Source organism: Dysgonomonas sp. HDW5A, from assembly GCF_011299555.1.
Lineage (GTDB): Bacteria > Bacteroidota > Bacteroidia > Bacteroidales > Dysgonomonadaceae > Dysgonomonas_A.
This window is the reverse complement of the sequence record NZ_CP049857.1, coordinates 3,891,118-3,916,981: the sequence shown is the minus strand read 5'-3', so window position 1 is coordinate 3,916,981 and position 25,864 is coordinate 3,891,118. Positions and strand designations below refer to the sequence as shown.

Annotated in this window: 27 protein-coding genes and 2 tRNA genes; 10 read left to right on the top strand and 19 right to left on the bottom strand. The window is 33.9% G+C overall.

The window, feature by feature from the left end; translation table 11 throughout:
* Positions 1 to 3: 3 nt before the first annotated feature.
* The 3 genes from G7050_RS16140 to G7050_RS16130 form a co-directional block, all read right to left on the bottom strand.
* Entirely contained in the window at positions 4 to 846 is an 843-nt protein-coding gene (locus G7050_RS16140; protein WP_166117294.1) for a DUF3316 domain-containing protein, read from the bottom strand.
* 197 nt (positions 847 to 1,043) lie between these two features.
* Positions 1,044 to 3,704, bottom strand: a complete 2,661-nt coding sequence (locus G7050_RS16135; RefSeq protein WP_255499323.1) for a DNA gyrase/topoisomerase IV subunit A — start codon at positions 3,702 to 3,704, stop codon at positions 1,044 to 1,046.
* A gap of 161 nt (positions 3,705 to 3,865) precedes the next feature.
* Positions 3,866 to 4,873, bottom strand: a complete 1,008-nt coding sequence (locus G7050_RS16130; protein WP_166117292.1) for a glycosyltransferase — start codon at positions 4,871 to 4,873, stop codon at positions 3,866 to 3,868.
* 411 nt (positions 4,874 to 5,284) lie between these two features.
* Between G7050_RS16130 and mutA the strand changes: the two genes are divergently transcribed.
* Together mutA and scpA are read left to right on the top strand one after the other, a co-directional pair.
* Entirely contained in the window at positions 5,285 to 7,180 is a 1,896-nt protein-coding gene (gene mutA, locus G7050_RS16125; RefSeq protein WP_166117291.1) for a methylmalonyl-CoA mutase small subunit, read from the top strand.
* An 18-nt stretch (positions 7,181 to 7,198) separates the two neighbouring features.
* A complete protein-coding gene (gene scpA / locus G7050_RS16120) occupies positions 7,199 to 9,349 on the top strand; it encodes a methylmalonyl-CoA mutase (RefSeq protein ID WP_166117290.1) in 2,151 nt (716 codons plus the stop codon).
* A 268-nt stretch (positions 9,350 to 9,617) separates the two neighbouring features.
* On the opposite strand, the gene G7050_RS16115 is transcribed toward scpA, so the two are convergent.
* The 6 genes from G7050_RS16115 to kdsA all read right to left on the bottom strand — a co-directional run bounded on the left by G7050_RS16115 (position 9,618) and on the right by kdsA (position 14,824).
* The gene (locus G7050_RS16115; protein ID WP_166117289.1) at positions 9,618 to 10,745 is read right to left on the bottom strand and encodes an OmpA family protein; all 1,128 of its coding nucleotides are present in this window, start codon (positions 10,743 to 10,745) and stop codon (positions 9,618 to 9,620) included.
* Positions 10,746 to 10,874: 129 nt separating this feature from the next.
* Positions 10,875 to 11,417 carry a glutathione peroxidase gene (locus G7050_RS16110; RefSeq protein WP_166117288.1) on the bottom strand — a complete coding sequence of 181 codons (543 nt, stop codon included), beginning with the start codon at positions 11,415 to 11,417 and terminating at the stop codon, positions 10,875 to 10,877.
* A gap of 120 nt (positions 11,418 to 11,537) precedes the next feature.
* Positions 11,538 to 12,119: a hypothetical protein gene (locus tag G7050_RS16105; RefSeq protein WP_166117287.1), complete on the bottom strand. Its 582-nt coding sequence runs from the start codon at positions 12,117 to 12,119 to the stop codon at positions 11,538 to 11,540.
* An 80-nt stretch (positions 12,120 to 12,199) separates the two neighbouring features.
* Complete coding sequence (locus tag G7050_RS16100; RefSeq protein WP_166117286.1) at positions 12,200 to 13,426, bottom strand: CinA family nicotinamide mononucleotide deamidase-related protein; 1,227 nt, start codon at positions 13,424 to 13,426, stop codon at positions 12,200 to 12,202.
* Between the two features lie 28 nt (positions 13,427 to 13,454).
* On the bottom strand, positions 13,455 to 14,027 hold the full coding sequence (locus G7050_RS16095) for a Maf-like protein (protein ID WP_166117285.1): 573 nt from the start codon (positions 14,025 to 14,027) through the stop codon (positions 13,455 to 13,457).
* A complete protein-coding gene (gene kdsA / locus G7050_RS16090; RefSeq protein ID WP_166117284.1) occupies positions 14,027 to 14,824 on the bottom strand; it encodes a 3-deoxy-8-phosphooctulonate synthase in 798 nt (265 codons plus the stop codon). The genes G7050_RS16095 and kdsA overlap by 1 nt, the downstream gene beginning before the upstream one ends.
* A gap of 135 nt (positions 14,825 to 14,959) precedes the next feature.
* Between kdsA and G7050_RS16085 the strand changes: the two genes are divergently transcribed.
* On the top strand, positions 14,960 to 15,694 hold the full coding sequence (locus tag G7050_RS16085; RefSeq protein ID WP_166117283.1) for an HAD family phosphatase: 735 nt from the start codon (positions 14,960 to 14,962) through the stop codon (positions 15,692 to 15,694).
* A gap of 79 nt (positions 15,695 to 15,773) precedes the next feature.
* Here the strand turns inward: G7050_RS16085 and G7050_RS16080 are convergent, their stop codons facing one another.
* The 6 genes from G7050_RS16080 to G7050_RS16055 all read right to left on the bottom strand — a co-directional run bounded on the left by G7050_RS16080 (position 15,774) and on the right by G7050_RS16055 (position 20,087).
* Complete coding sequence (locus G7050_RS16080; protein WP_255499195.1) at positions 15,774 to 16,187, bottom strand: Hsp20/alpha crystallin family protein; 414 nt, start codon at positions 16,185 to 16,187, stop codon at positions 15,774 to 15,776.
* A gap of 312 nt (positions 16,188 to 16,499) precedes the next feature.
* Positions 16,500 to 16,721 carry a hypothetical protein gene (locus G7050_RS16075; RefSeq protein ID WP_166117281.1) on the bottom strand — a complete coding sequence of 74 codons (222 nt, stop codon included), beginning with the start codon at positions 16,719 to 16,721 and terminating at the stop codon, positions 16,500 to 16,502.
* A 249-nt stretch (positions 16,722 to 16,970) separates the two neighbouring features.
* Positions 16,971 to 17,753 carry a carbonic anhydrase family protein gene (locus G7050_RS16070; protein WP_166117280.1) on the bottom strand — a complete coding sequence of 261 codons (783 nt, stop codon included), beginning with the start codon at positions 17,751 to 17,753 and terminating at the stop codon, positions 16,971 to 16,973.
* A gap of 167 nt (positions 17,754 to 17,920) precedes the next feature.
* Positions 17,921 to 18,592, bottom strand: coding sequence for a lipoyl(octanoyl) transferase LipB (gene lipB / locus G7050_RS16065; RefSeq protein WP_166117279.1), 672 nt, complete (start codon positions 18,590 to 18,592; stop codon positions 17,921 to 17,923).
* A 4-nt stretch (positions 18,593 to 18,596) separates the two neighbouring features.
* Positions 18,597 to 19,454 carry a lipoyl synthase gene (gene lipA, locus G7050_RS16060; RefSeq protein WP_166117278.1) on the bottom strand — a complete coding sequence of 286 codons (858 nt, stop codon included), beginning with the start codon at positions 19,452 to 19,454 and terminating at the stop codon, positions 18,597 to 18,599.
* A gap of 366 nt (positions 19,455 to 19,820) precedes the next feature.
* Complete coding sequence (locus G7050_RS16055) at positions 19,821 to 20,087, bottom strand: hypothetical protein (protein WP_166117277.1); 267 nt, start codon at positions 20,085 to 20,087, stop codon at positions 19,821 to 19,823.
* Positions 20,088 to 20,433: 346 nt separating this feature from the next.
* Here G7050_RS16055 and G7050_RS16050 point away from each other — a divergent pair, with 346 nt between their 5' ends.
* Positions 20,434 to 20,730 (top strand): hypothetical protein, encoded by a 297-nt coding sequence (locus G7050_RS16050; RefSeq protein WP_166117276.1) that lies wholly within the window; start codon positions 20,434 to 20,436, stop codon positions 20,728 to 20,730.
* 564 nt (positions 20,731 to 21,294) lie between these two features.
* Here the strand turns inward: G7050_RS16050 and G7050_RS16045 are convergent.
* Positions 21,295 to 21,612 (bottom strand): DUF3592 domain-containing protein, encoded by a 318-nt coding sequence (locus G7050_RS16045; RefSeq protein WP_166117275.1) that lies wholly within the window; start codon positions 21,610 to 21,612, stop codon positions 21,295 to 21,297.
* Positions 21,613 to 21,972: 360 nt separating this feature from the next.
* Between G7050_RS16045 and G7050_RS16040 the strand changes: the two genes are divergently transcribed.
* A complete protein-coding gene (locus tag G7050_RS16040; protein ID WP_166117274.1) occupies positions 21,973 to 22,272 on the top strand; it encodes a hypothetical protein in 300 nt (99 codons plus the stop codon).
* 21 nt (positions 22,273 to 22,293) lie between these two features.
* On the opposite strand, the gene G7050_RS16035 is transcribed toward G7050_RS16040, so the two are convergent.
* Positions 22,294 to 22,494: a hypothetical protein gene (locus G7050_RS16035; RefSeq protein ID WP_166117273.1), complete on the bottom strand. Its 201-nt coding sequence runs from the start codon at positions 22,492 to 22,494 to the stop codon at positions 22,294 to 22,296.
* A gap of 31 nt (positions 22,495 to 22,525) precedes the next feature.
* Between G7050_RS16035 and G7050_RS16030 the strand changes: the two genes are divergently transcribed.
* The 4 genes from G7050_RS16030 to G7050_RS16015 all read left to right on the top strand — a co-directional run bounded on the left by G7050_RS16030 (position 22,526) and on the right by G7050_RS16015 (position 24,074).
* The gene (locus G7050_RS16030) at positions 22,526 to 23,005 is read left to right on the top strand and encodes a hypothetical protein (RefSeq protein WP_166117272.1); all 480 of its coding nucleotides are present in this window, start codon (positions 22,526 to 22,528) and stop codon (positions 23,003 to 23,005) included.
* Positions 23,006 to 23,129: 124 nt separating this feature from the next.
* Complete coding sequence (locus tag G7050_RS16025) at positions 23,130 to 23,294, top strand: hypothetical protein (RefSeq protein ID WP_166117271.1); 165 nt, start codon at positions 23,130 to 23,132, stop codon at positions 23,292 to 23,294.
* Between the two features lie 70 nt (positions 23,295 to 23,364).
* Positions 23,365 to 23,832, top strand: a complete 468-nt coding sequence (locus G7050_RS16020; RefSeq protein ID WP_166117270.1) for a hypothetical protein — start codon at positions 23,365 to 23,367, stop codon at positions 23,830 to 23,832.
* Positions 23,829 to 24,074, top strand: coding sequence for a hypothetical protein (locus G7050_RS16015; RefSeq protein ID WP_166117269.1), 246 nt, complete (start codon positions 23,829 to 23,831; stop codon positions 24,072 to 24,074). Before G7050_RS16020 ends, G7050_RS16015 begins: the two co-directional genes overlap by 4 nt.
* Positions 24,075 to 24,457: 383 nt before the next feature.
* Here G7050_RS16015 and G7050_RS16010 read toward each other — a convergent pair.
* Positions 24,458 to 24,541 (bottom strand) — tRNA-Leu (locus tag G7050_RS16010).
* Between the two features lie 41 nt (positions 24,542 to 24,582).
* Positions 24,583 to 24,655, bottom strand: a tRNA-Gly gene (locus G7050_RS16005).
* Positions 24,656 to 24,744: 89 nt separating this feature from the next.
* On the opposite strand from G7050_RS16005, the gene dprA reads away from it, so the two are divergent.
* Positions 24,745 to 25,860, top strand: coding sequence for a DNA-processing protein DprA (gene dprA, locus G7050_RS16000; protein WP_166117268.1), 1,116 nt, complete (start codon positions 24,745 to 24,747; stop codon positions 25,858 to 25,860).
* The last annotated feature ends 4 nt before the right edge of the window (positions 25,861 to 25,864 follow it).

Below are 25,864 nucleotides of genomic sequence, written 5' to 3'. Positions count from 1 at the left end.
AACTTAATAAAAACTACTATTGATAATCTTGTTTGTCTTTAATTTATTACCACTTAAATTTATCGATTCCGAAACTAAACCTATAACAAAGCTATTCGAATAATTGTGTGTTTGCAAATTATGTATCTTGGTTTGATAAAATGCACCTAAATAACCTACACGCAAGGATATTTTCGAGATAGGAATATCTGCCGTAAAATAAGTTCGCAAACCTCGTTGATTGTGTAGTGATGCAAAATTAACAACATCAACACTATTTCCTAAAGAGATTTCGTAATAGGATTGTCCATAGTGTGGGGAGAATAATATTCCCATTACCGGTGTATCTACTTGCCCTCGGAAAGTAATCTGTTTCCAATTGTAAAAAGCGATTGCCGACAACTGTATATTGCTATATGCACGAGCAGAAGCCGGATTGTTTGAATTACGTTGATTATATAGAACGCCTCCGGAAATATTCCATAAACCTCCTGCTGAGAATCTAAACTTGTCAGTCTTTATAAGATTATAATGTCCGCCAAGGCTGTATCCCAATAATACAGAATATTGAGTTGCATTTCCGGCAGGATTATCAGTTTTAGTTATCTCGAGATCTATAAGTTGCTGCCTTGTGAATTTATTATTAAACCAGGATGTTTTACGCATCCGTTCGTTAAATATATGTAGTGAAGTCCCTGTATATTTAAGAGGAGACAAGTAAGTATCATATAAATTACTACCGCCAATTCCTATGAGAGTTGCACTATTTGTAGAAGTGATTCTGTCTTCACTTTGTGCATATAACGAATTTGCGCTAAATAAGCAACCTGCCAAACAGAGGCTTGAAAAGATTCGATACATACTCATAGTGCGAAATTTTAAGGTTTCAGACTCGTTTATTGTTTTTGCAAATAGTAAATATAAGAATTACTTATTGTAAGTTCAGAAAACTATTTATTACTTTAGTAAGTGTAATGTTTATATATAGTTATGATTCTTAATGTATATCATTATATATTTGTTTTACTTAATAATATAGTATAATACTTTTTGCTGTACTTCTTTTATTCAAAATCAATCTTTTTTTGTCCTGTTATTTCATCAATCGCATCTGTGTCAGATGAATCTTCATCGTCAATCTCAACAGCAAAAGATCCTTCCTCTTCAGTCTCTTGTTTTTCAGGGAATCGGGTAGGTTCTAGTTCTCTTACTTTACTAATCTCATAAGTTGAAATTCGTTTACCTTTAGCCTTAAAGCTTTTTTCCGAGATAAATTCTTCGGCATCAATCGTAAGAGTCCCTCGGTAGCTATCATTCCCACCAAATATGACTTCTATACGTGGGTAAACTATATCTGTCAGAATATACAATTTAGATGCATTGTTATCTCCTAAGAAGTTTTGTGTTTTGGCAGAGGCTTCAAGCGAGAATCGTTTTAGATACATATACTCCTGATCTGCATCGTATAAAACGGCTGTCCAGACTTTGTTTTCATCGAATTTCTCAATTTTAAGAATACCACTGTCATAGTGATTGCTTAAATCGAAGTTTGTTGTGTAAAAATCTCCGTTCTCTTTTACAACTAGGATTTGATCATCACTTTGGAATTCTCCCAAATAATTGCCCCTTTCGTCATAGTTTAGGCGTAAAACATCAGGGTCGAACCATACTTTTCGTCCTCCAAGTGTTGATTTTCCTTTTTGTTTTAGGGTGATCTTATGTACATCGGCCTTAGTCAACAGGTTTCCCATTGATTGTCGCCCTTTGATGGCTATCTGGCTAAAGTCTTTTTCGAATAGCTGTACTTTTTGTCGTGCTTTTGGCTTCAATAATACTCTTACAGTTTCGGCTTCACCATTAGGGTTTGCACTAAAATAGACAATGCGAGAACCATCGTCACCTAATGTAACATCGTATTCCTTGTCACGGGTAACTCCTGTAACAGCAAAACGTTTTATATAGTGAGGACCGACTTTCCCTTGTCTGTATATTGCATTGTAAATAGTTCGTTTATCATTTTTCTTAAAAACATTAACATACAATACATTCTTGCCGACAAACATTTTGTCGCTAACTTTTACAACTTTATATTTACCATCTTTAAAGAAAATTATAACATCATCAATATCAGAACAATTGCAGATAAATTCATCTTTTTTAAGAGAGGTTCCGATAAAACCCTCTTCACGATTGATGTATAATTTTTCATTTGCTTCTACAACCTTAGATGCTTCAATGGTGTCAAAGTTGCGAATCTCTGTCATACGTGGATGATTTTTCCCGTATTTCTCTTTAAGCATTGCAAACCAAGCAATAGTGTAATCGACAATATTTGCCAGATTATGCTCAATTTCTTCTATCTCTGATTTGTATCTGGCAATAAGCTCATCGGCTTTGTCCGAATTAAATTTGAGGATACGTCCCATTTTGATTTCCATCAATTTAAGAATATCTTCACGAGTAACTTCCCTTACAAAGAGTTTAGTGAAAGGGATTAGACGATTGTCAATATACTCTATTGCAGCATCCATATTAACCGAATCCTCAAAGCCTTTGTCTTTATAGATACGTTCTTCAATGAAAATTTTCTCAAGAGAAGAGAAGTGCAGTGTTTCCTCCAATTCTCCTTTATGAATCTCCAGTTCCCAACGTAGTAGGTTGAGTGTATTATCTGTATTATCCCTAAGAATAGAACTTACTGTAAGGAAATGAGGCTTATTGCCTGAGATAACACAACAGTTGGGAGATATACTTATTTCGCAATCGGTAAAAGCGTATAAGGCATCAATCGTTTTATCTGATGACACACCTGCTGCTAAATGTATATGTATTTCAACATTCAGAGCTGTTATATCATCGACTTTACGGATTTTGATTTTTCCTTTATCATTGGCCTTCAGAATCGATTCTACTACAGAGGTCGTAGTTCTACCGTAAGGAATGTCTGTAATGACTAGGGTTTTATTATCAAGTTTTGAGATTTTAGCTCTAACCTTTACAGCACCTCCTCTTTCTCCGTCATTGTATCGACTAACATCTACATATCCACCTGTTTGAAAATCAGGATAAAGAATAAAATCTTCACCCTTCAAACAAGCAATTGATGCATCACACAGGTCATTAAAATTATGAGGTAATATTTTGGATGCCAAACCAACAGCAATACCTTCGACTCCCTGTGCCAATAACAACGGGAATTTAACAGGTAGTGTTATAGGCTCCTTATTTCTTCCATCATAAGATGGTTTCCATTCGGTCGTTTTTTGATTAAAGGCAATTTCTAAAGCGAATTTAGATAAACGGGCTTCTATATAACGAGGGGCGGCAGCACCATCACCTGTTAAAATATTACCCCAGTTACCTTGACAATCAACCATCAAGTCTTTTTGTCCCAGTTGAACCAAAGCGTCACCAATAGAGGCATCTCCATGAGGGTGAAACTGCATGGTATGTCCAATGACATTTGCTACTTTATTGTAACGACCGTCATCCATTCTTTTCATCGAATGAAGAATACGGCGTTGTACAGGTTTTAGTCCATCGGCAATATGCGGAACAGCACGTTCCAATATTACATATGAGGCGTAATCTAAAAACCAGTTCTGGTACATCCCCGACAGGTGTAACTGATTCTCTCCATCTTTAACCGGAATTTTGTATTCGGATCGGGATGATGATGTCTTATTCACATCTTCCGATTCATTATCAGTAGATGGTTCATCCATTAAATTAGGGTCATTCTCGTCAATAATATCTTCTGGAAACATATACGAAGCTTGGTAAACTAAATCTTAATAAAATAAAAAAGCACTCAAAGATAACTTTTTTTCGGGTCATTTACAAACAGAAATAAACTCATTATTTCATTCGTAATTTTAGTGGAATATTATTTCTTTGTTGATAATTTAAGGATCAAAGAAAAAGCGATAATGGTAGGTTTTAAGTGAAGTAAAATAGATGAATTTTCTTTTTTATATAGAAAATTGATACACTTTTTGATCAATCGGCTTTTTTTGATGCATCGTATTTCGGCGATAGCTCTTTTTAGTGGAAATAGAAGTAGAGCTTGTCGGGATCCTGTATACAATGATTTAATGACATGTTCGGATAAAAATGTCAAGCATTTGTTTTCTCCAATCTCATTTTGTCTTAAGAATACATATAACTCTTCGAAAAAAGAGATCCTGTTTTTTATAGACCTGTAATCGTAAATTTTACCCGTATTTGTTGCGTGAAAAATATGATAATATAAATACTCAGGCACGATTCCTACTTTATGTGTATTGCTATGGTAGACTTCCAGAAAAAATAGACTGTCTTCGGAACATATCGATCTTGAATCTAAGAATATTATATTATGGTGTCTTAAAAAATCAGTATTGTATATATGATTCCATATAACACATGAAATGTTACCATTGCTTACATTCTCATATATCCATTCTTTATCAGATGTATTAGTGGGAGTGCTTGGGTAGTTGTATTTTTCTATTTTGTTTTCAGAATCTGTCTTGTTTGTATATATGCATGAAAAATTACACCTGACAACGTCTAGTTTTTCTTGCTCGGCTTTTTGATATAATAATTCATACATATTGGGTTCACAGTAGTCGTCGTGGTCGTGAAATCCTATATATTTTCCGCGAGCTATATTCATACCTCTATTTCTGCTCAGTCCTGTATGGAGGTTCTCTTCGTTGTAAATCAGCTTAATGCGGTTATCTATCGAACAGTAAAATTCTGCAATTTTATCACTTCCATCTGTTGGGCAATCAATAACGAGAATGATTTCGATTTCTTTTAATGTCTGGTTAATCAGAGAATCCAAGCATTTTTCAAAATAACATCCTGCATTGTATACCGGAATAATAATACTAACTTTAGGTAAATTCATTTTGGATCTCTCAATTGAATGATAAAATAAGTTTGGCGTAATCGAAATTACAACAAAAATACAAGGAGTATTCAACTAAGCATAAACAAAAGGAATATTTTATTCTTTCTTCAGTGGAAAAAAGATAACTAAAGTTTTTTAGACTTGTTTAGGCGACCCTGGTAAAAGGAAAGTCTATATTATAGGTATTATGTTAAATATTCTGCTATAAAGAGGCTGATAGTTTTAAATTATCCCTGAAAAACTTTATAAACCAAACAAAATATTTTACTTTTGTGAGTCTTTTTCGATATATAAGTAAGTCACTTTCAGATAGCATAAGAATTTATCTATATATTAATAGATTTTGTATATCGGAAACTGTTCATTGTCAATAGAATAAAACTATATACTAAAACATTATTTATAACCATGGCAAATTTAAAAGAAAAGCTTTTTACAGATTTTCCAGCCATATCTACAGAAGAGTGGATGGCAAAAATCACTGCTGATCTGAAAGGCGCTGATTTCGAAAAAAAACTTGTTTGGAAAACAGACGAGGGTTTTAAAGTAAATCCTTTTTACAGAAACGAGAACATTGAAGGGCTTAAAACAGCAGATGCTTTACCCGGAGAATTTCCTTATGTAAGAGGTACAAAAAAAGATAACGACTGGTATGTTCGTCAGGACATCACTGTTGTTGATTTCAAAGCAGCTAATGCAAAAGCATTGGAGGTTTTAAATAAAGGTATTACTTCTCTTGGATTTATTATCAAGGGCGATGATGTGAATGCTGAAAACATCAAAACTCTATTGAATGATATTTGTCCAGAAGCTGTTGAGTTGAACTTTTCAACCTGCCACAGAAAATCTTTAGAGCTAGTAAAGATTTTGGCTGACTATCTTAAATCGAAAGATGTAGATTTATTGAAATGTTTCGGTTCTGTAAACTATGATCCATTCAAAACTATATTGAAAAAAGGTGTTGATAATGCTGAATGGGTAAAACAAGCTGCTGAAATAGTTACAGCTGCTGCTGCACTTCCACGTTTTAGAGTATTGAACGTAAATGCTAACAAACTTAATAATGCAGGAGCATATATCTACCAAGAGTTAGGATATGCTTTAGCCAACGGAAACGAAATTCTAAGCAAATTAGTTGAAGCCGGATTAGATACTGCATTAGTTGCCAAGAAAATCAAATTTAACTTTGGTATTGGTGCTAATTACTTCATGGAAATAGCAAAATTCAGAGCTGCACGTTGGTTGTGGGCTGAGATTGTAGCTGCATACAAACCTGCATGTAATCATGAATGTCCGAACAAATCGGAAGATGGAATTTGTCGTTGTGCTTCTAAAATCTATACACACGCAGAAACTTCTACATACAATATGACTGTTTATGATGCTCACGTAAACTTGCTTCGTTCTCAAACAGAAGCAATGTCAGCATCTCTTGCAGGAGTAAATTCTTTAACTGTATTACCTTTTGATGAATCATTTAAAGATTCGGATAATTTCTCAGAAAGAATTGCCCGTAATCAACAATTATTATTGAAAGAAGAATGTCATTTCGATAAAATAAGTGATCCTTCTGCAGGTTCATATTATATTGAAAACTTAACGGCTGCTATAGCTGATCAGGCATGGAAATTGTTCCTTGAAATAGATGAAAAAGGTTTTTATGAAGCACTTAAAGCTGGAGTTGTACAAGCTGCAATTAAAGCTTCTTCTGATAACCGCTTCAAATCATTGGCAACTCGTCGTGAAATCCTTTTGGGTACTAATCAATATCCTAATATTACAGAAACTGCAGGTAATAAGATTGCAAAAGATGGTTGCGGCTGTGGTTGCTCTACAGATAGTGCTAAGGCTCAATTCCAACCACTTCCAAGCACTCGTTTAGCTACCGATTTTGAAAAACTTCGTCTTGCTACTGAGAAATCAGGAAAAACTCCGGTTGTATTTATGCTTACAATAGGTAGTCTTGCAATGCGTTTGGCTCGTTCTCAGTTCTCTGGTAACTTCTTTGGTTGTGCAGGTTATAAAATAATTGATAACCTAGGATTCCAAACAGTAGAAGAGGGTGTAAAAGCTGCACGTGAGAAAAAAGCCGATATAATTGTGCTTTGTTCTAGTGATGATGAATATGCTACTCTGGCTCCTGAGGCTTATAACTTAGTGAAAGGTAAAGAGCAATTTGTAGTGGCAGGTGCTCCTGCTTGTACAGATGACCTGAAAGCTATAGGCATTGAAAACTTCGTTAACGTTAAGAGCAATGTTCTTGAAACATTGAAGAAATTTAACGCTGTATTAGGAATCAATTAATGCTAAAGAAGGAAAATAATGAAACCAAATTTTAAGAATATAGATATTAAGAATGCAGGTTTTGCAGCAACTGATGCTGCGGAATGGGCTGCAACTAATAGGAATGCCGAAGCTGACTGGATTACTCCGGAGCTTATTCCTGTAAAACCGGTTTATACAAAAGAAGACCTGGAAGGAATGGAACACTTGAATTATGCTTCAGGTTTACCTCCATTCGTTCGCGGACCATATTCGGGTATGTACGCAATGCGTCCCTGGACTATCCGTCAATATGCAGGTTTCTCTACAGCGAGTGAATCAAATGCTTTCTATCGCCGTAACTTAGCTTCTGGGCAAAAAGGTTTGTCTGTTGCTTTTGACTTGGCTACTCACCGTGGATATGATGCTGATCATGGTCGCGTAGTTGGTGACGTTGGTAAAGCAGGGGTTTCGATCTGTTCAGTTGAAGATATGAAAGTTTTGTTCGATGGTATTCCATTGAATCAAATGTCAGTATCTATGACTATGAACGGAGCTGTTCTTCCTATTTTGGCATTTTATATCAATGCAGGATTAGAGCAAGGTGCTAAGCTGGAAGAAATGGCAGGTACTATTCAGAATGATATTTTGAAAGAATTCATGGTGCGTAATACATATATTTACCCACCTGCATTCTCAATGAAGATTATCGCTGATATTTTTGAATATACATCTCAAAAGATGCCTAAGTTCAACTCTATATCTATTTCTGGATATCACATGCAAGAAGCAGGTGCTACCGCAGATATCGAATTAGCTTATACATTGGCTGATGGTATGGAATATCTTCGTGCTGGTATTAACGCTGGTATAGATGTAGATGCTTTTGCACCTCGTTTATCATTCTTCTGGGCAATCGGTATGAATCACTTCATGGAAATTGCTAAGATGCGTGCAGGTCGTTTATTGTGGGCTAAGATTGTTAAGAGCTTTGGTGCTAAAAATCCAAAATCTTTGGCACTTCGTACTCACTCTCAAACTTCAGGCTGGTCGTTAACTGAGCAAGATCCATTTAATAATATTGGTCGTACTTGTATCGAGGCTATGGCTGCGGCACTAGGTCACACACAATCTCTTCACACAAATGCTTTGGATGAGGCTATTGCGTTGCCTACAGACTTCTCTGCCCGTATTGCTCGTAATACTCAGATATACATACAAGAAGAAACTCAAATTTGTAAAGAAATCGACCCATGGGGAGGTTCTTATTATGTTGAGACTTTAACGAATGAATTAGTTCACAAAGCATGGGATCTGATTCAAGAAGTTGAAAAATTAGGTGGTATGGCTAAAGCTATCGAAACAGGTCTTCCAAAGATGCGTATCGAAGAAGCTGCTGCACGTACTCAGGCTAAAATTGACTCACAACAACAAACTATTATTGGGGTAAATAAATATCGTCTGGAGAAAGAAGATCCTATTGATATTCTTGATGTGGATAATACAGAAGTACGCCGTCAACAAATTGAGCGTTTGAACGAATTGAAATCAAAACGTGACAATGCTGCTGTTGCAAAAGCTCTTGCTGCAATTACCGAATGTGTGAAAACTCAAAAAGGTAACTTGTTAGAATTGGCAGTAGAAGCGGCTCGTCTTCGTGCAACATTGGGTGAAATTTCGGATGCATGTGAAGAAGTCGTAGGTCGTTATAAAGCTATAATTAGAACTATATCAGGCGTGTATTCATCAGAAACTAAAAAAGATCCAACGTTCCAAGAAGCTTGTGAACTAGTAGAAAAATTTGCTAAGAAAGAAGGTCGTCAGCCTCGTATCATGATTGCAAAAATGGGACAAGACGGTCACGACCGTGGAGCAAAAGTTGTTGCAACCGGTTATGCTGACTGTGGTTTTGACGTAGATATGGGACCATTGTTCCAAACTCCCGAAGAAGCTGCCCGTCAAGCTGTAGAAAACGATGTAAACGTTCTTGGAGTATCTTCTCTTGCTGCAGGTCATAAGACTCTTATACCTCAGGTAATGGAAGAACTTAAGAAATTAGGTCGTGAGGATATCATTGTTATTGCAGGTGGAGTTATTCCTGCTCAAGATTATGATTTCCTTTATAAAGCTGGTGTAGCTGCTATTTTTGGACCTGGAACATCTGTAGCTAAAGCTGCAGTTCAAATGATGGAAATCTTATTAGCAGACTAAGCTTATAACCATTAGATAATATTAAAAGTCGCTCTCTTTATTGAGAGTGACTTTTTTATATGAGCACAGAATATTTTAAGCAGGCTAAAAAAGGTAACAAGAGTAATAATCGTCTTATGAAGGTGTTATGGGTAATATAATAAGAAAGTCTTAAAGTCGATCCTCTGTGTTATTTTTGAGACCTTATCTAATTAGTTCTTAAATCGTTTAAACTAAAAAGGAGTTGCTATTTAAAGCAACTCCTTTTTTATATTCTGGATAGATATTATTAATTGTTTGCAGTAAAGATTACTACACGGTTCCAAGCATCAATTTGGAATGGTTGTTCTCTATCTCCACTAGCTTGTACATTGATGCGGTCTGAAGCAATACCATATTTATTGATAAGTATATCAGCTACAGCTTGTGCACGTTGTTCTGACAATCTTTGATTAATTGCAGGTGTACCAGTTGCTTTATCTGCATATCCTGTAACAGTGATTTTTACATTAGGATTTTCTTGTAGATATTTAGCTGCATTATAGATGTTTATATCTTGATTTTGCTCTAGTTTAGCACTTCCCAAGCGGAATACTACTACTGCATTCATCAATACTTCTGTTTCACCTACAACTTCTTCTACAACAGTAGGCTGAGCTGCAAGGCGAGAAATTTCTGCTTGATATTTTTGGATATCTCTGTCTTTATCTCTCAATTGAGATCTTTGAGCATTTATTTGATCATTCAAAGATTGAATTTGTGCAGGATCAGCAACATCTACAAGAGCAAAACCACCTTTGTTGAAACGATATGTAAGACCTACCAATACGTTTAATGTGGCATCATTCTTTCTTCCACCAACAACTCCGTTAAATTGATCAGCCATAAGATTTCCTACAGTTTCTAAGTTTATACTTAGGTCGTCGTTTAAACGGAAATCAGCTTGAAGTCCTACACGTGGAATAATTGAGTTTTGAGTTCTTACACCCACTTCCGAATCTCCAAAATTATGAACATATCCAACCCCCATAATACCATATAGATTAAACATTTTATCACCTTGATAAGGTGTAAAGAGATTGGTCAAATTTAAAAGACCATCAAGACTCGTTTGGATATAATTGTATTTATAGGTTCTTCTGTCGCTTAAAAGGAAACTCTTGGCTTCCCAGCCTCCTACCTGTAAACGTGCTCCGGCAACGGGAGAGAAGTATTTACCGGCAGATATAGCTACATGTGGACTTAATAAGTTAGTAAGGTCTGTTCTTTGGTAGTTTTCACTGAATGTATGAGAAACTCCGACTTGGCCTTGGATAAACCAATTATCCCAAAAACCATAATTCTTAATTGCTTTTTCTTGTGCAAAACCTGATATAGACAGCAAAGCTGTTGCTGCTACTAAAATAATCTTTTTCATATTTGTAATTTCTATTAAGTTTACATTAATACATAGTAGAATATTCTATTCTACACTACAATGTTACGATTTTAAGTTAAATTATCGAAACTTTTCAAGCTATATTTTATCGTGTTGTATTTATTAAGGTTACTTTTTCTCAATCCAAGTAATTATTTTTTCCGATAACGGGCTTTCTTTTGGTAGAACAAAATCGACAAGCTGACCGTTTTCGTCAATCATAAATTTCTGGAAATTCCATTGAACTTCAGCGTCAAATTTAGAGTTTTCGGATTTTTCAGTTAGCCATTTGTAAATTGGATCTTTGTTTTCACCAATAACAGTTACTTTATCCATTATAGGAAAGGTCACCCCATAATTGAGAGTACAGAATTCCTTTATTTCTTTATTAGTACCTGGTTCTTGTCCTTTAAAATCATTAGAAGGGAAACCAATAATGATAAAATTCTGATCCTTATATTTTTGATATAATTCTTCTAATAGCTCATACTGTGGAGTTAAACCACATTTAGATGCCACATTTACAACTAATACTTTCTTTCCTTTTAAAGAAGACATATCAAATTCTTGTTCATCAATATCTTTTACCTTAAAATCGTAAAGTGATTTTTGTTGTGCCATAGTTGAATTTATAATAAGTGTCATCAGTACAGTGAATATTATCTTATGCATAATAGTATTTGTTTATCTTCTTTATATAACAATGTAAAATGGTTTTTAGTTCTTATTTATGTGAAAAAAGAGAGAATTATATAATTCTCTCTTTAATATCTAGATACTTATAACCTGGGGTTATTGGTTTTCGTATACATTATATTTCATTAATCCAGTAACTGTAATTTTCAGAAAAACGTTATTGTTTTTAGCTATAATTGTTTCTGTAGGTGTAAAAGATATTCCAACATTTGAGCTGCGTTGTTTACTTACCATGTCATCAAAAACATATTTAGCTATATCTGTGTATTTGTCTGAATTATGTACATAATCTGATTGGAAACTATTTGCACCGCTTCCAGTAGGGTTACAATTGCCAAGATTAATAGATCCTCTGTTTCCTATCGTTATTGTAAAATCTTTTAGTGTTGCGGTTGATGAGACTCCACTTAAACCGTTTATCTCAATAGAGCATTTGCCTCTTTGAAACTCTCCAGATAAAAAATTCTTAGTATGATCTCCTAAAAGTTGATCTAATTTAAGTGTTACTTTCTCGGGTTTCTGTTGTGAGTTCGCTATGCCTTCAATCGGAATTAAATATGTATAAGTAAATTCTCCTGATTTTTCAGTTGGCTTAGGACCGTCATCATCACTGCTACATGAACTAAAAGCGACTGCTATAGTAAGCATTAGTCCGAAAATTTTGCTGATTGCTTTCATAAATTATAAATAAATTAAAAATGTTAGTTAATTTTAGTAAGGCACAAAAGTATAATATTATTTTTCTTATCAAAGAGGTTTTAATCTTTTATCATTCGTAATAATTGTAAAAGTCCTGTGTTAGAAGCTCCTATGATGTTAGCTTCGCGGTATTTTCCTAATTGATATCTTCTTGCTTCTATTTTATCTTTAATTGCCGTAGCAATCCATACAGTTCCCACGGGTTTGTCATCACTACCGCCATCTGGTCCTGCTATTCCAGAAACAGCAATTAAGCAATCGACATTTAAAGTCTTTTGAGCACCTTTAGCCATCTCTAAGACAACGGATTCGCTTACGGCTCCGTATTCAATAAGGTTAGACTGGGAAACATTTAAAACGTTGCATTTGATTTCATTTGAATAAGAAACTATACTTCCTTTAAAATAAGTTGAAGACCCCGGAATAGAGGTAATCAGATGAGCTATATATCCACCTGTACAGCTCTCTGCGGTTCCGAGAGTTAGATTTTTTTCTGATAAGCGTTCGCCTAATATTTTTTCGAGAGGAATATCTTTTTCTGCAAGTATAGCATCACCTAAAAGAGTTTTAAGTTTCAGAACTTCATTCTCTAGTTCCCCGGTACGTTGTTCTCCTTTTACAAAGAGTCTTAATTTCATTAAACGAGGGGAGGGGAGATACGCTAACCCGAATCCTTCAGGAAGGTTATTTTCGAAGTCTGTTAAATGTATGGCTAAATTTGATTCAGTATATCCTCCGACAAGCAATACTTGCGAAACATAGGCTTCAGCATTGTATTTAGTTTGTAGACGAGGGATAATTTCATTTTCCATATTGTATTTCATCTCATAGGGAACTCCCGGCATTGAGACTAATACTTTTTCTCCCTTTTCGAACCAGGTGATAGGTGCAGTACCCACTTTGTTCTGGATTACAGTACAATCCTTAGGTACATAGGCCTGATCTCGAGTCAAAGGGTTGAGAGTCGTAAAATTAGAGATTACATGATTGATATTTGCAAGAACAGATTCGTCAAAGACCAGTTCAGTTCCAAAGTATTCACAAAGAGTTTTCTTTGTTATATCATCTTTAGTTGGACCAATACCGCCCGTTGTAAGTATAACATCTACCCGTTCAAAAGCATCTTTGATGGTATCTTTAATTTGCTGAGCATTATCTCCAATAGAAATTTTTTCTTCTACTTCATAACCTGCTTCTGTGAGTTTTTTAGACATCCATGCAGAGTTGGTATCAACTATCTGACCAATGAGAATTTCATCACCAATAGTAATTATTGCTGTTTTCATTTATGATATGTGAAAAATGATTGTATGCTTAGAATTTTTTTAGTTCTTGATAAAGTTTTTGTATAGGCAATCCCATTACATTAAAGTAAGAACCGCTGATGTATTCTACTCCTATATATCCAATCCATTCTTGTATTCCGTAAGCTCCTGCTTTATCTAATGGTTTATATTTAGATACATAGTACTCAATTTCTGAATCATCGAGATTCGAGAATCTGACATCAGAAATTACACTGAAAGACTTTTGTTTATTACTTGTTGTAAGACAAACGCCGGTTATTACTTGATGAGTTTTGCCTGATAATTCACGAAGCATTTGTTGTGCATCAGCTTCGTCTATAGGTTTGCCTAATATTTTGTCATCAATAACGACTACTGTATCAGCTGTTATAACTAATTTATTATCAGTTAATAAGTCTGTATAGGCTTGGGCTTTCTTTTTAGCAATATACAGGGCTACCTCTTCTTTTGGTATATCTAAAGGATATGATTCATCAATATTGGGTAAAACCATGACCTCGTACTCTAAATCGAGACCAGATAGCAATTCTTTTCTGCGGGGCGAATTAGAAGCTAGAATTATTTGATAATTATGTTTCATTATCTGATTGCTTCTCTTATTCTTACAAGTTTAGTAAGCAACCCTTCCAATTGATCTAAAGGAAGCATATTCGCTCCATCTGACTTAGCTTCTGCGGTGTTAGGGTGTGTTTCTATAAATAGGCCATCAACTCCGACCGCAATAGCAGCTTTGCACATGGTCTCTATTAATTGAGGTTGACCACCTGTTACTCCCGAAGCTTGATTCGGTTTCTGTAAGCAGTGTGTTGCGTCGAGAACAACCGGAAATCCAAATTCTTGCATTTCGGGAATTCCTCTGAAGTCAACTACTAAATCCCCATAGCCATACGAAACACCTCGCTCGGTTAGTGTGACATTATTATTACCGGAATCAATAATTTTCTGAGCAGCAAATTTCATTGCACCGGGAGCTAAAAACTGCCCTTTTTTGATATTAACCATTTTGCCTGTTTCTGCAGCTGCAATCAGCAAATCAGTTTGACGACATAAGAAAGCAGGTATTTGCAGTACATCTACATATTCTGCCGCTATTGCCGCTTCATGTGTTTCGTGTATATCGGTAACTACAGGTACACCAAATGTTTCACGTACTTTTCTTAATATTTTCAATGCTTTTTCGTCTCCAATTCCGGTAAAAGAATCAACTCTCGAACGATTTGCTTTGCGATAAGATCCCTTAAATACATAAGGTATATTTAATTTTGTTGTGATATTCAGTATCTTTTCGGCAATGCTTAATGCCATTTCTTCTCCTTCAATGACACATGGACCTGCAAGAAGGAAAAAGTTATCACTTTTTAGTTCAGATATATTCATTTCGTAATTATTTTTTATGTTACTCTAAAAGTTCTGCAAGTTACAAAAAATGTACTGAAAGCAGAGAGGCTTATGTCAAAATACTGGAAATTGTATTGCGTGTATAAAAGCTGTACCTTTGTAAAAAAAAGAAAAATGACTAGTAAATTTCAAGAATATCTGGAGAAACATAATTATAGTGATTTTGATATTAAAGCTGTCCTTTTCGATATGGATGGAGTTCTTTATGATTCAATGAAGTATCACTCGAAGTCTTGGTATCAGACAATGACTGAAGAGGGAATTAACGCAACTCCTGAAGAGTTCTACCTACACGAAGGGCGTACGGGGGGAAATACTATTAATCTTTTGATTGAAAGAATGCATGGAAGAGCGGCTACAGAGGATGAGAAGCAGCGTATCTATAAAAGAAAATCAGAGTTGTTTACACTTTATAATGATGGAGATACAATAAGTTATGCTTATGATATGCTTCAAGCTGTAAAGAATAAAGGTTTGGAATGTATTCTGGTTACAGGGTCGGGGCAACCTTCTTTATTAGGTAAATTAGACGAAAATTTTCCCAACATATTTCAAAGGGATAAAATGGTTACCGCTTTTGATGTGAAGCATGGAAAGCCACATCCAGAACCTTATCTTATGGGATTGGAAAAAGGGAATAAGTTGAGTCCTAATCAGGCTATTGTGGTAGAGAATGCCCCCATGGGAGTTGAATCTGCTGTTGCTGCCGGAATTTTTACGATTGCTATAAATACAGGTCCATTGGATGAGCAGGTATTGTGGGATGCTGGAGCTAACATCGTATTACCTTCGATGAAAGCATTATTTGATAATTGGCCAAACTATTGCATAGAACTGGGCATCAATTGATCAATTGAACTAAATTATATTTTTGATTTTACTAAAAAAGCCAACTCTTATGAGTCGGCTTTTTTTAGTGAAATTACTTTTATTTAATTTCGATTCTTTTAATTTTATCTTCTGGAGATTTATTTAGTTTTGGAATTGATAATTTTAAAACTCCATCGTTATACTGAGCAGATATTTTTTCCATATCAACGCTATCGGGCAAGACAAAACTTCTAGAAAAAGAAGACGATCTGAACTCTTCGCGAATAAGTCTTTCTTCTTTGTCTTTCTCTGCTTTTTTACTTTCTTGCTTTGCTGAGATAATTAAGACATTCTTTTCTACTTCAATGTTGAATTCATCTTTGTTGAATCCGGGTACCGATAATTCTACTCTAAACTCATCTTTATTTTCTATAATATTAGCAGCGGGCAAGCTATTGCCTTCAAAAAAGTTTGTGAAAAAATCATCATTTAAAATTGATGGTAAAAAACTTTTTCTAGAGTCGAATTTCATTAATCTGTTATTCATTTCAAAATCCTCCTATAATTTAAGTTCTACATAGTTTTCATATATAAAAAAGCAAAGAATGTGCAATTTTGTTTCTATGTAATATCGATTTTGATTGAATTTCTATGTTTTAGAGCTGTATGTGTAATATAATCAGTAGATTATGTGGTTGTTGTGTAAAGTGATACTGATTTTAAGAGTGTAGTCATTTTGTCATGTTTAAAGCCAAAATGTCATTTTTTAATTTTGAGTATATTATTAAAATAGAAGAAGATCGATACAATCTGTATCGATCTTCTTTTATAAATACTGTAAAAATTATTTCTTCACGCTTGAAGTGCTTTTCTTCTCTGTTTTAGCTTCAGATTTCTTAGTATCACACTTTTTCGAATCCTTTTTAGACTCAGGTTTAGTAGTAGCTGTTGTTGCTTTAGTTTCCGTTTTTACAGGAGCAGCAGCTTTTTTTGAATCTTGAGCCATAACACTAACAGATGCCATAAGAGCGATCATCATAACGCATGAAAGAACTACTTTTTTCATAATTTTTTTACTATTAAATAAGTGAAACATACTTGTTAAACACGCATCAAATATATACTAGTTTTAGAGATTTTTACCGTTAATTTGGTTTAAATAAAATGACTCTAAGTGTAATGATTGTTAAGTGATGCTTTAGTCTTTCAACTTGCTTATTATGTGTTGTTTATGTTTGTTTTCACAGCCTTAATATTATAAAAAAACATGCAATGTGTTGAGTTTTAGATGTATCAAAAAGGAGGTCTTTTTTTGTTATTTCTTTTCAAAGAAATTTACCTTTCCTGTTTTCATATCATATACACCACCAACGATTAATAATTCGCCTTTGTCTTCCAATTCTTTCAAAATAGGACTTTTTGTACGAAGTTGCTCCATAGCTATTTCAACATTGTGGTCACAAACAGCTTCTACGAATGCAGGGTTTGCAGCAGTTTTCTCACCTTCGAATGTTTTTCCAGCAGCAGCTACAGCAGGTTGTATTTTCGCTAATAAAGCAGTAATATTACCAAGTTTTACGTCATCGATTGCAGACATAACAGCTCCACAATATTCGTGACCTAATACAACGATAACTTTTGCTCCTGATACTTTAGTTGCAAATTCGAAACTACCAAGTATATCTTCATTAACGATATTACCTGCAATACGAGCAACAAAAAGATCACCGATACCTCTGTGGAAAATATCTTCAACCGGTACACGCGAATCTAAACAAGATAGAACAGTAGCCATAGGAAATTGAGCTGTTGCAGCATCTCTAACACGTTGAGAGTTATTACGTACTGTAAGATTATCTTCTACAAACTCTTTATTACCTTCTTTAAGAAGATTAAATACATCAGCAGGTTTTAGAGCTGCCTGTTCGGCGGCTGTTAATACAGTACTAGTTAATACTTCCGCTTCTGGTATTTGTACGGTTCCCTCGGTAGCGGCTACAGTCGATTTATCTTCAACTTTAGCTTTCTCTTTACAAGAAGTTGATGCTACCAATACTAAACATAAGGATAGTAATCCTAATAAAGCTTTCTTTTTCATAAATAATCAAAGTTTATATAGTTAAATACATATAGTTTAACAACTATCTCATAAAATAGTTTTCAAGTATTAGCTAACCTTTAATTATTTATGTTGAGATTAGATATAATAACCTGTTAAATTATATTATAGAATAAATAATATCTAATCATTTTAAGGTAATCTATTTAGAACTGTAACAATTTGTCTAGTTCTGATCTTAGAATACCTTTGACTTCTTCCATATTAACCGATTTACCTAATTCTTTTTCTAAAGAAGTGACACCTTTGTCTATAAATCCACATGGATTAATGTAATTGTAATAGGATAAATCCGTTGAAATGTTAAAGGCAAGACCGTGCATGGTTACATAATGGGAGGCTCTTACTCCAATTGCACATATTTTTCTGGCAGAAGGAGTATTATAATCAAACCAGACTCCTGTTGCTCCTTCTGCACGTTCGGTTTTTAAATTGTAATGCATTAGTGTTCTTATTACTGCTTCTTCTAAATTGCATACATATTGTCTTAAGGATATATGTAAGGCATCTAAATCGATAATAGGATATACGACTATTTGTCCGAAGCCATGATAGGTAATATCACCTCCTCTGTCTGTTTTATAATATGTTGCATTTAATGATTTTAGTCTGTCTTCTTGAATAAGCATATTGCTTACATTGCCATTACGCCCTAATGTATAGACATGAGGATGTTCACAAAATATGATCTGTTGTAATTGATCTATTTTACTCAAATAGTCGGCTGTGCTTTTAGCACTAATTAGATGAGTGAAAATTTCATTTTGCTTATCCCATGCTTTTTTATAATCAATAATTCCCCAATCTGTAAATTTCATTGTATTATTGAATAATTTGATTGAACGTAGTTTCTGCCATATAGGATGATCTAACAAGGGGGCCGCTTTCTACAAATTTAAAACCAAGTTCGAGACCTAAAGTTTTGTATTTTGCAAACTGATCGGGGTGAATGTATTCTTTTACCGGAATATGTTTTAATGTGGGTTGTAAATATTGGCCTATAGTAAGTAATTGACATCCTACTCCACGTAGATCATGCATTAACTCGATAACTTCTTCTTCAGTTTCCCCTAATCCAAGCATAATTCCCGATTTGGTGAAGAAGCCTTTACTCGCTGCATATTTCTGTACTTCTAAACTCCTGTCATAACGTGCCCGGCTACGAATCTTAGAGGTTAATCGTTTTACCGTTTCCATATTATGGCTCAATATATCAGGTTTTGCTTCGAATACTATATCTAGTAATTCTGTTTTAGCATCAAAGTCAGGTATTAATACTTCAAGCTTAGTATTTGGGTTTTGCTTTTTTACTTCAGTTATTACTCTTGCCCAATAATTGGCTCCTTGATCGGGTAAATCATCTCTATCGACAGATGTTATCACACAATATCTCAGTTCCATTTTCTGAATGCTATCTGCAACTTTAGCAATCTCGGATTCATCTAATGGTAATGGTTTTCCTGACTTAGTGGCACAAAATTTACAAGAACGTGTACATATATCTCCTAGTATCATGAAAGTTGCAGTCTTCATACTCCAACAATGTCCTAAATTGGGACATTTTCCACTTACACATATCGTATTTAGGCTATTGTCATGAATTAATTTCTGAGTATAAGAATATTCTTTGCCTCCGCCAAGTTTAATTTTTAACCATTCTGGTTTTTTTACTCTTTCCATGTATTTTTAATCTTAATTTAAAGTACTATATATAAATATAATGGGAAACTATTAATGAATCCCAATCTCGAATTTAAAATATTTAGTGTATCATCTCTATTTATTAGATGGCTTTTATTTAAAAGCAGTATATAAAAAGAAATGATTGTCATCCCGACAACCATTCTTCATTATTAACCTTAAATCTAATACTATGAAAAACACATAGTGTAAACGTATAACTCTTAGATAAAGTTTTATGAATTGTTTCTATATAGAAATAGATATGTTTGATAAGCTTTTTTGATATAAAATTAGTATTTATATATCTACCTGATTGGGTGATTAATACTTAATTTAGGCTTCATATCTTAATATTATATTCTACTATCTAGTTTGGTATACAGCTAAAAATGCAGCTATTATTATAGCATAAATTATACCTACAATAATTATTGTTGCAATTTGGATAAATACAAGAGCTTTTGCCCAATTTTTTTTATTTTCGTTTATCTCCTTATTGCCAAAAGCCCAAATACATAACATAATGAGCCCCGCTAAAGGTATCATTGTAATTATAATAGATATTGCCCAATCCTTAACACTCATTACCGGTGCTACACCTGTTTCGTTTCTTAATTCTAGATTTTCCATTTCAGCTAAATATTAAAGATTTATATTATTATTGATTGTATTATCTAATAGATAAGTCTATGTTATTAAAAAAAAGATAGATTAATATACAAATATAATATATAGTTTCTCACTATTTTTATTAGAGACAGTAATATTGTAATTCTAATTTTGTCAGTTTGTATTTGTCATAAATCGTGAAAAGGTTACATATAAAAGTTCAATTGCTAGCCTATTTCTTTTGATAGATTCTCTTTTTCGAATTTTAAGAGTCATTAAATACCACAATCTGATTAATAAGACTAACTTTAAACTATGTATGTGCTATTTTTACAAGCCATCTTATAAACAGTAATAAAGAACAAATATGTCAATTAATTTAATGCCATCAGATAGTATGGTTGAAGAGATGATAACTATTATCAATAAATACATGGGTAATAAGGCTATGAATCGATTCGTTAATGTGGATGCTAAAGAAGGATATATAAAAGCATTGGAGATATTGAAAGCAAGGGATACTGATTTTGTGAAATCGGGAGCAGGAAAACTAAAATCTATACAAGGACAATCTATTGCATACCATGCTATTAATTATTTAAAAGGAGAGTGCAGTGAAAAAGTTTTATTATCAAGTTTGATTGAAGATGTCTGTCTTAAATAAAAGAGGCTTTCGTGTATTGTTTTAATGGAGTCTATTAGTTCGTATTTTATATTATGGATTCTCGGTTAGAAGCTATCGTTATTAAATTTTCAAGGAAAAGATACACCAATGATATCTTTGAAAAGATAAGCTATGAGGTTAACCTTGAAGCCTTATTATTGCGAATATTGTCTCTTCGTTATTTGGATTACAACTGTATGAATGAATTAGAAGTTTTGGGAATACCAATGACTAAATATATAAGTGAATATAGGAACATACTAGAAAGTGAAGCACGATCTTTAATTGACTATAAATACGTGACATCGTACATTTTTTTAGACGTATTAGAGTTTATTTTGAAAAGATAGTGTATATATGATTCTTATATTTAGTTTTTTAATGACCGATTATAATAGAAATGAACTACTCGTTTGTAATGAAAATCTAAAGTTCATGCTAAAAAATATAGGTTCGTCAACCATTGAAAATTTTCAGGAGAAGTAACTCTGGAAATAAAACAATTTAAAGAAAGGCAATCTATAATACTAACCTCTTTTAAGCAGCTAATCAATAGTTGCTTTTTTAATACCCTATTAACACCTTTTTTATCTCACGAATATTTGGATTATTCGGATTTACAACTATCTCAATACTATCACCGACATTAGTACCACTTAAGAAAGTGCTTGATCCATAATAGGTCAACCCATCCCAATTGTATTCATATCTGGTATAAGGCATTTTTATCGAGTTATCATGACCTGTGATGTAGGCTTTTATTTTCACACCATTTCGATACAAATCATAGTAGTCTTTTGATGTTATTAAAGCCGTTAATAATAAACATAATGTAAGGAATATAAAAATAAAAGTTCTGATTCTAGGGTGATTGTCTAGCATTATCATTTAGTATTTAACATCAAAAATAGCATAATTATGGATAAAATAAGATTGTTTGCAATAGGAAGTAAAGAAAGCTGTGATCCATTTACTATAAATTGTTAAAACAAGATTCAATTTTAATGTCCTCTACATATAACGAAAGGATTCTCTGCTATAAAGGGTTTTCTTCGATAGCATTCTTTATATGCTTCAAATGGGAAAAAAGCAAAAGAGATTAAGCCTAAATACAAAGTTGATGATATTCTCTATCTAAAGGAACCCTATCATATTCTAAATGATGGGAGCATTGCATACAAATTCACCTTACCATGTATCGATATACAAGCATTAGAACTGACTTGGAGAAATAAACTCTTTATGCCTGCTTCTGCAGCACGTCATTTTATTAAGATTACAGGTGTTCGTGCTGAAAGGTTACAGGATATAACCGAAGAAGATTGCTTTAGAGAGGGAATAACAGACTGTGATTATGGTGGAATGCAATGTTTTGTATATGGTTTACAAAAAGGTTTATTCTTTGATGAATTGGGAACTACCCCAATTAAAGCCTATGCAGCACTAATAGATAAAATAAACGGTAAAGGTACTTGGGATAGTAATCCTTATGTCTGGGTATATGACTATGAACTAAACGAAAAATCAAAGCTGACCATATAACGGGAAGGCTTATTGAGATAATTAACGAATAAAGATTTCGTAAATATTCAGAGAAATTGCAATTATCATTGCCGATATTAGGAATATCCAAAATGCAAAATCAAAGTATATTTCTCGATCAGAAGCATTCTTGGGTATATTATATCCCCAATGTTTGAACGAGTCCATGAACATTACAAATTTGCGAATCTTTTTAGTCCTAAATTTTTTCTTCTTAGCCATTTAGCAAAAATACAAAAACAAATCAATTAATATGAACGAAGAAATAAAAGCCCTCATTCAGAGGGAAGGCAATGAACATAAAGATCAAACCGATTATATAGCATCACAAGAATATATATCCGGTTGTTCAAATGACAATGACAAATTGTTTTGCTGGGAAGCTTCAACAGCTTGTTCAATTCAAGCAAGAGAATCGTTTCAAGCAGGTGCAAACTTCGCCCTCTCCCTATTCAAGTGGAGAAAGGGAGAGGATAGCAAATTAAGAATTCATACAATAGGTAATAATAATCTTTTCAAGTATACAGTGGCTAACTATTTAGGTGTTAATCCAGAAATAGGACGTGTTAAGTTGTGTCGCCTATTGAAGCGTAATAATATGACTCTTGTTATTGAAAACATATTTGAAGAATGGAGATCTATGCCCTCTGAGCATTTCAAGAGCCAAGATCGAAGAGGTTTTGATATTGGTTTGCATCAATTACGGATTCTAATAGGGCAAAAGTTAACATAGAATTTGAGGACACACAAGCAATGGAGGTTGATAAGAGGGTATTAAAGCGGGTATCTCCTCCATTTTACAATTATTATTTTAATAATAAGGTACAGGATGCCTATCCCCAATTAAAACAGAATATATGAAATTCATAAAACAATTGTTCTGCGAACACGAATATCAGTTTGTTCGAAATATTTATGGCGATGAGATAAATTTCTTTAATGCTCGTTCCCTCTGGAGATGCCCGAAATGTGGGAAATACACAGGTAAAAGCTATTTAATAAATAAAGAGAACCATGAGTAAAATTGACAATTCAGAATTTACAATAAGCAAAAGTTAATGTGAACTATATAAGATTCGACATAAATCGGGTATGTATTGGGCAGACATAACATTAGACTATTCAGATAAGGCAGGACGTATTCAAATAGCTTCCGATTATGGCAATTGGCAAAATTATTGGGGTGCTTGTGGATCTTCCTTTAAAGAGTTTCTGACAAAACTAGATATATACTATGCTGCCGGAAAGTTTGGTGCAGATGGTTGGTTTGATCTTGATGCAACACTTTCATCAATGAGGAACGATATAAAGGAGGCTGTGAAAAATAAAGAACTATCTAAAGCTGAATCAAAAGAACTATTAGAAGAAGTTGAGTCATTAGAACAGTGTTCATCTGTACACGAATATTATGATATGGTTTATCGTGACTCCGATAAATTAACTACATTCTTTGATGCAGCCGATTTTCCTTGCAAAAAAGATGTTACACCTCAATTCAAACGCTTCTGGAATGAAGCGTGGACAGTATTCATTAATCAAATAAAGGAGGAACTAAAATGAAAACAAAACAAGAAGATGCAGCATTTGGATGCGTAGGAGTGCTATCAAGAGAAGAAGATGTTTACAATCACGGTCTAACCAAGAGAGAATATTTTGCTGCTATGGCTATGAATGGGATGCTTGCAAACTCCTACTCAAACGGAAGCAGTCAACCGCTATCAGAATTATCATACAGTCAGATTGCTGAGTTTTCAGTGAGGCAAGCTGATGCTTTAATCATCAAACTAAACAAGGAGGTCTAAAAATGAGATTTGTACATAAACAATCTAATTGGATAAGATCAAATAATTATATACTCCCTAAAGGATACAATGATGTCCTATATGCTTCAACTGATGTATACTCCAAATTAAAAGAAAGCTGTATTGATTATGGAAGTCATTTAATCCATTCAGGGCTAGTAATCCCAATCATAAAGAATCCACTTTTACCTGAAAGCACAATTCTTGGAACAGGCAAATGTGCAAAAGCGATAGCTAGATATAAACTTAGTCAGTTCAAGCCACTATTTAATAAAAAGATCAATTAAAAACATGAAAGGGTGCCTAATAAGCATCCTTTTTTTGTTTGAAAGTTTATAACATCAGGGAAATAAAAAAGGAGTTAAATTACTCTAACTCCTTAGTACACACGACAAGACTCGAACTTGCACATCCTTACAGAAACTACCACCTCAAAGTAGCGTGTCTACCAATTCCACCACGTGTGCAAAAGTTTCAAGAAAAAAAAATGTGACACTAGCCACATTTGAGCGAAAGACGGGATTCGAACCCGCGACCCCGACCTTGGCAAGGTCGTGCTCTACCAACTGAGCTACTTTCGCAATACGGATGCAAATATATACTCATTTTTTGTTTTAGCAAAATTTTTCTACAAAAGAATTCAATATCTTTGTTCTTATTTTAAACAGACATGGACAATAATTTAACAAAACTATTATATCAAATTGCACTAACCCAAATAGAAGGAGTTGGCGATATATTGGCACGTAATCTATTAGATACAATAGGAGATGCCGAGGAAATATTTAAATCAAGTAAAAAATCTCTCATTACAGTAAAAGGAATATCCACTTATTTGGCTGATGCCATCTTAGATACGAAGGTATTGGATAAAGCTGAGAAAGAATTATCCTTTGTACAAAAGAATAATATTAGAACATTTTTTTATTTGGATGAAGATTATTGTTATCGCTTAAAAGAATGTATAGATGCCCCCATTTTGCTTTATTATAAGGGGGAAGCCGATTTAAATGTATCGAAAGTTATAAGTATTGTTGGTACCCGTAAATCAACTAACTATGGAAATGATTTTTGTGATAACTTCTTATCGGAAATAGCTTCGGCTTATCCTGATATTTTGGTGGTTAGTGGTTTAGCTTATGGAATAGATATTCAAGCTCATAAAGCTGCTTTAAAATATAATTTACCAACAATTGGAGTTCTAGCACATGGTTTAGATCGGATATATCCATTGACTCATAGAAAGACAGCAGTCGAAATGTTAGAAAATGGAGGTTTACTTACTGAATTCTCAAGTGGAACAGAACCCGATAAGTTTAACTTTGTCCGTCGTAACCGAATTGTGGCAGGTATGGCAGATGCTACAATAGTAGTACAATCAGATATTAAAGGAGGTTCTTTAATAACCGCTGAACTTGCTAATTCATATAATAAAGATGTATTTGCTTTACCCGGACGTGTAACAGATAAAGAATCGGTTGGCTGTAATATGTTGATAGAAGATAATAAAGCCATCTTATTGCAATCTGCCGAAAGTTTTATAAAACATATGCAATGGGATGTAAACAAGCAATTAAATAAACCCAAGCAATGTCAATTGTTTTTAGACCTATCTACGGATGAACAAGCTGTGTATGACTTGTTGGCTGCAATAGAATCCCTGCATATAAACTTAATTGCAAACCAGATAGGAATTCCTGTCTCAAATTTACTTCCGACTTTACTAAATATGGAAATGAAGGGTATTGTAAGAACAATACCCGGAGGTTCATATCAATTATTATAACGAT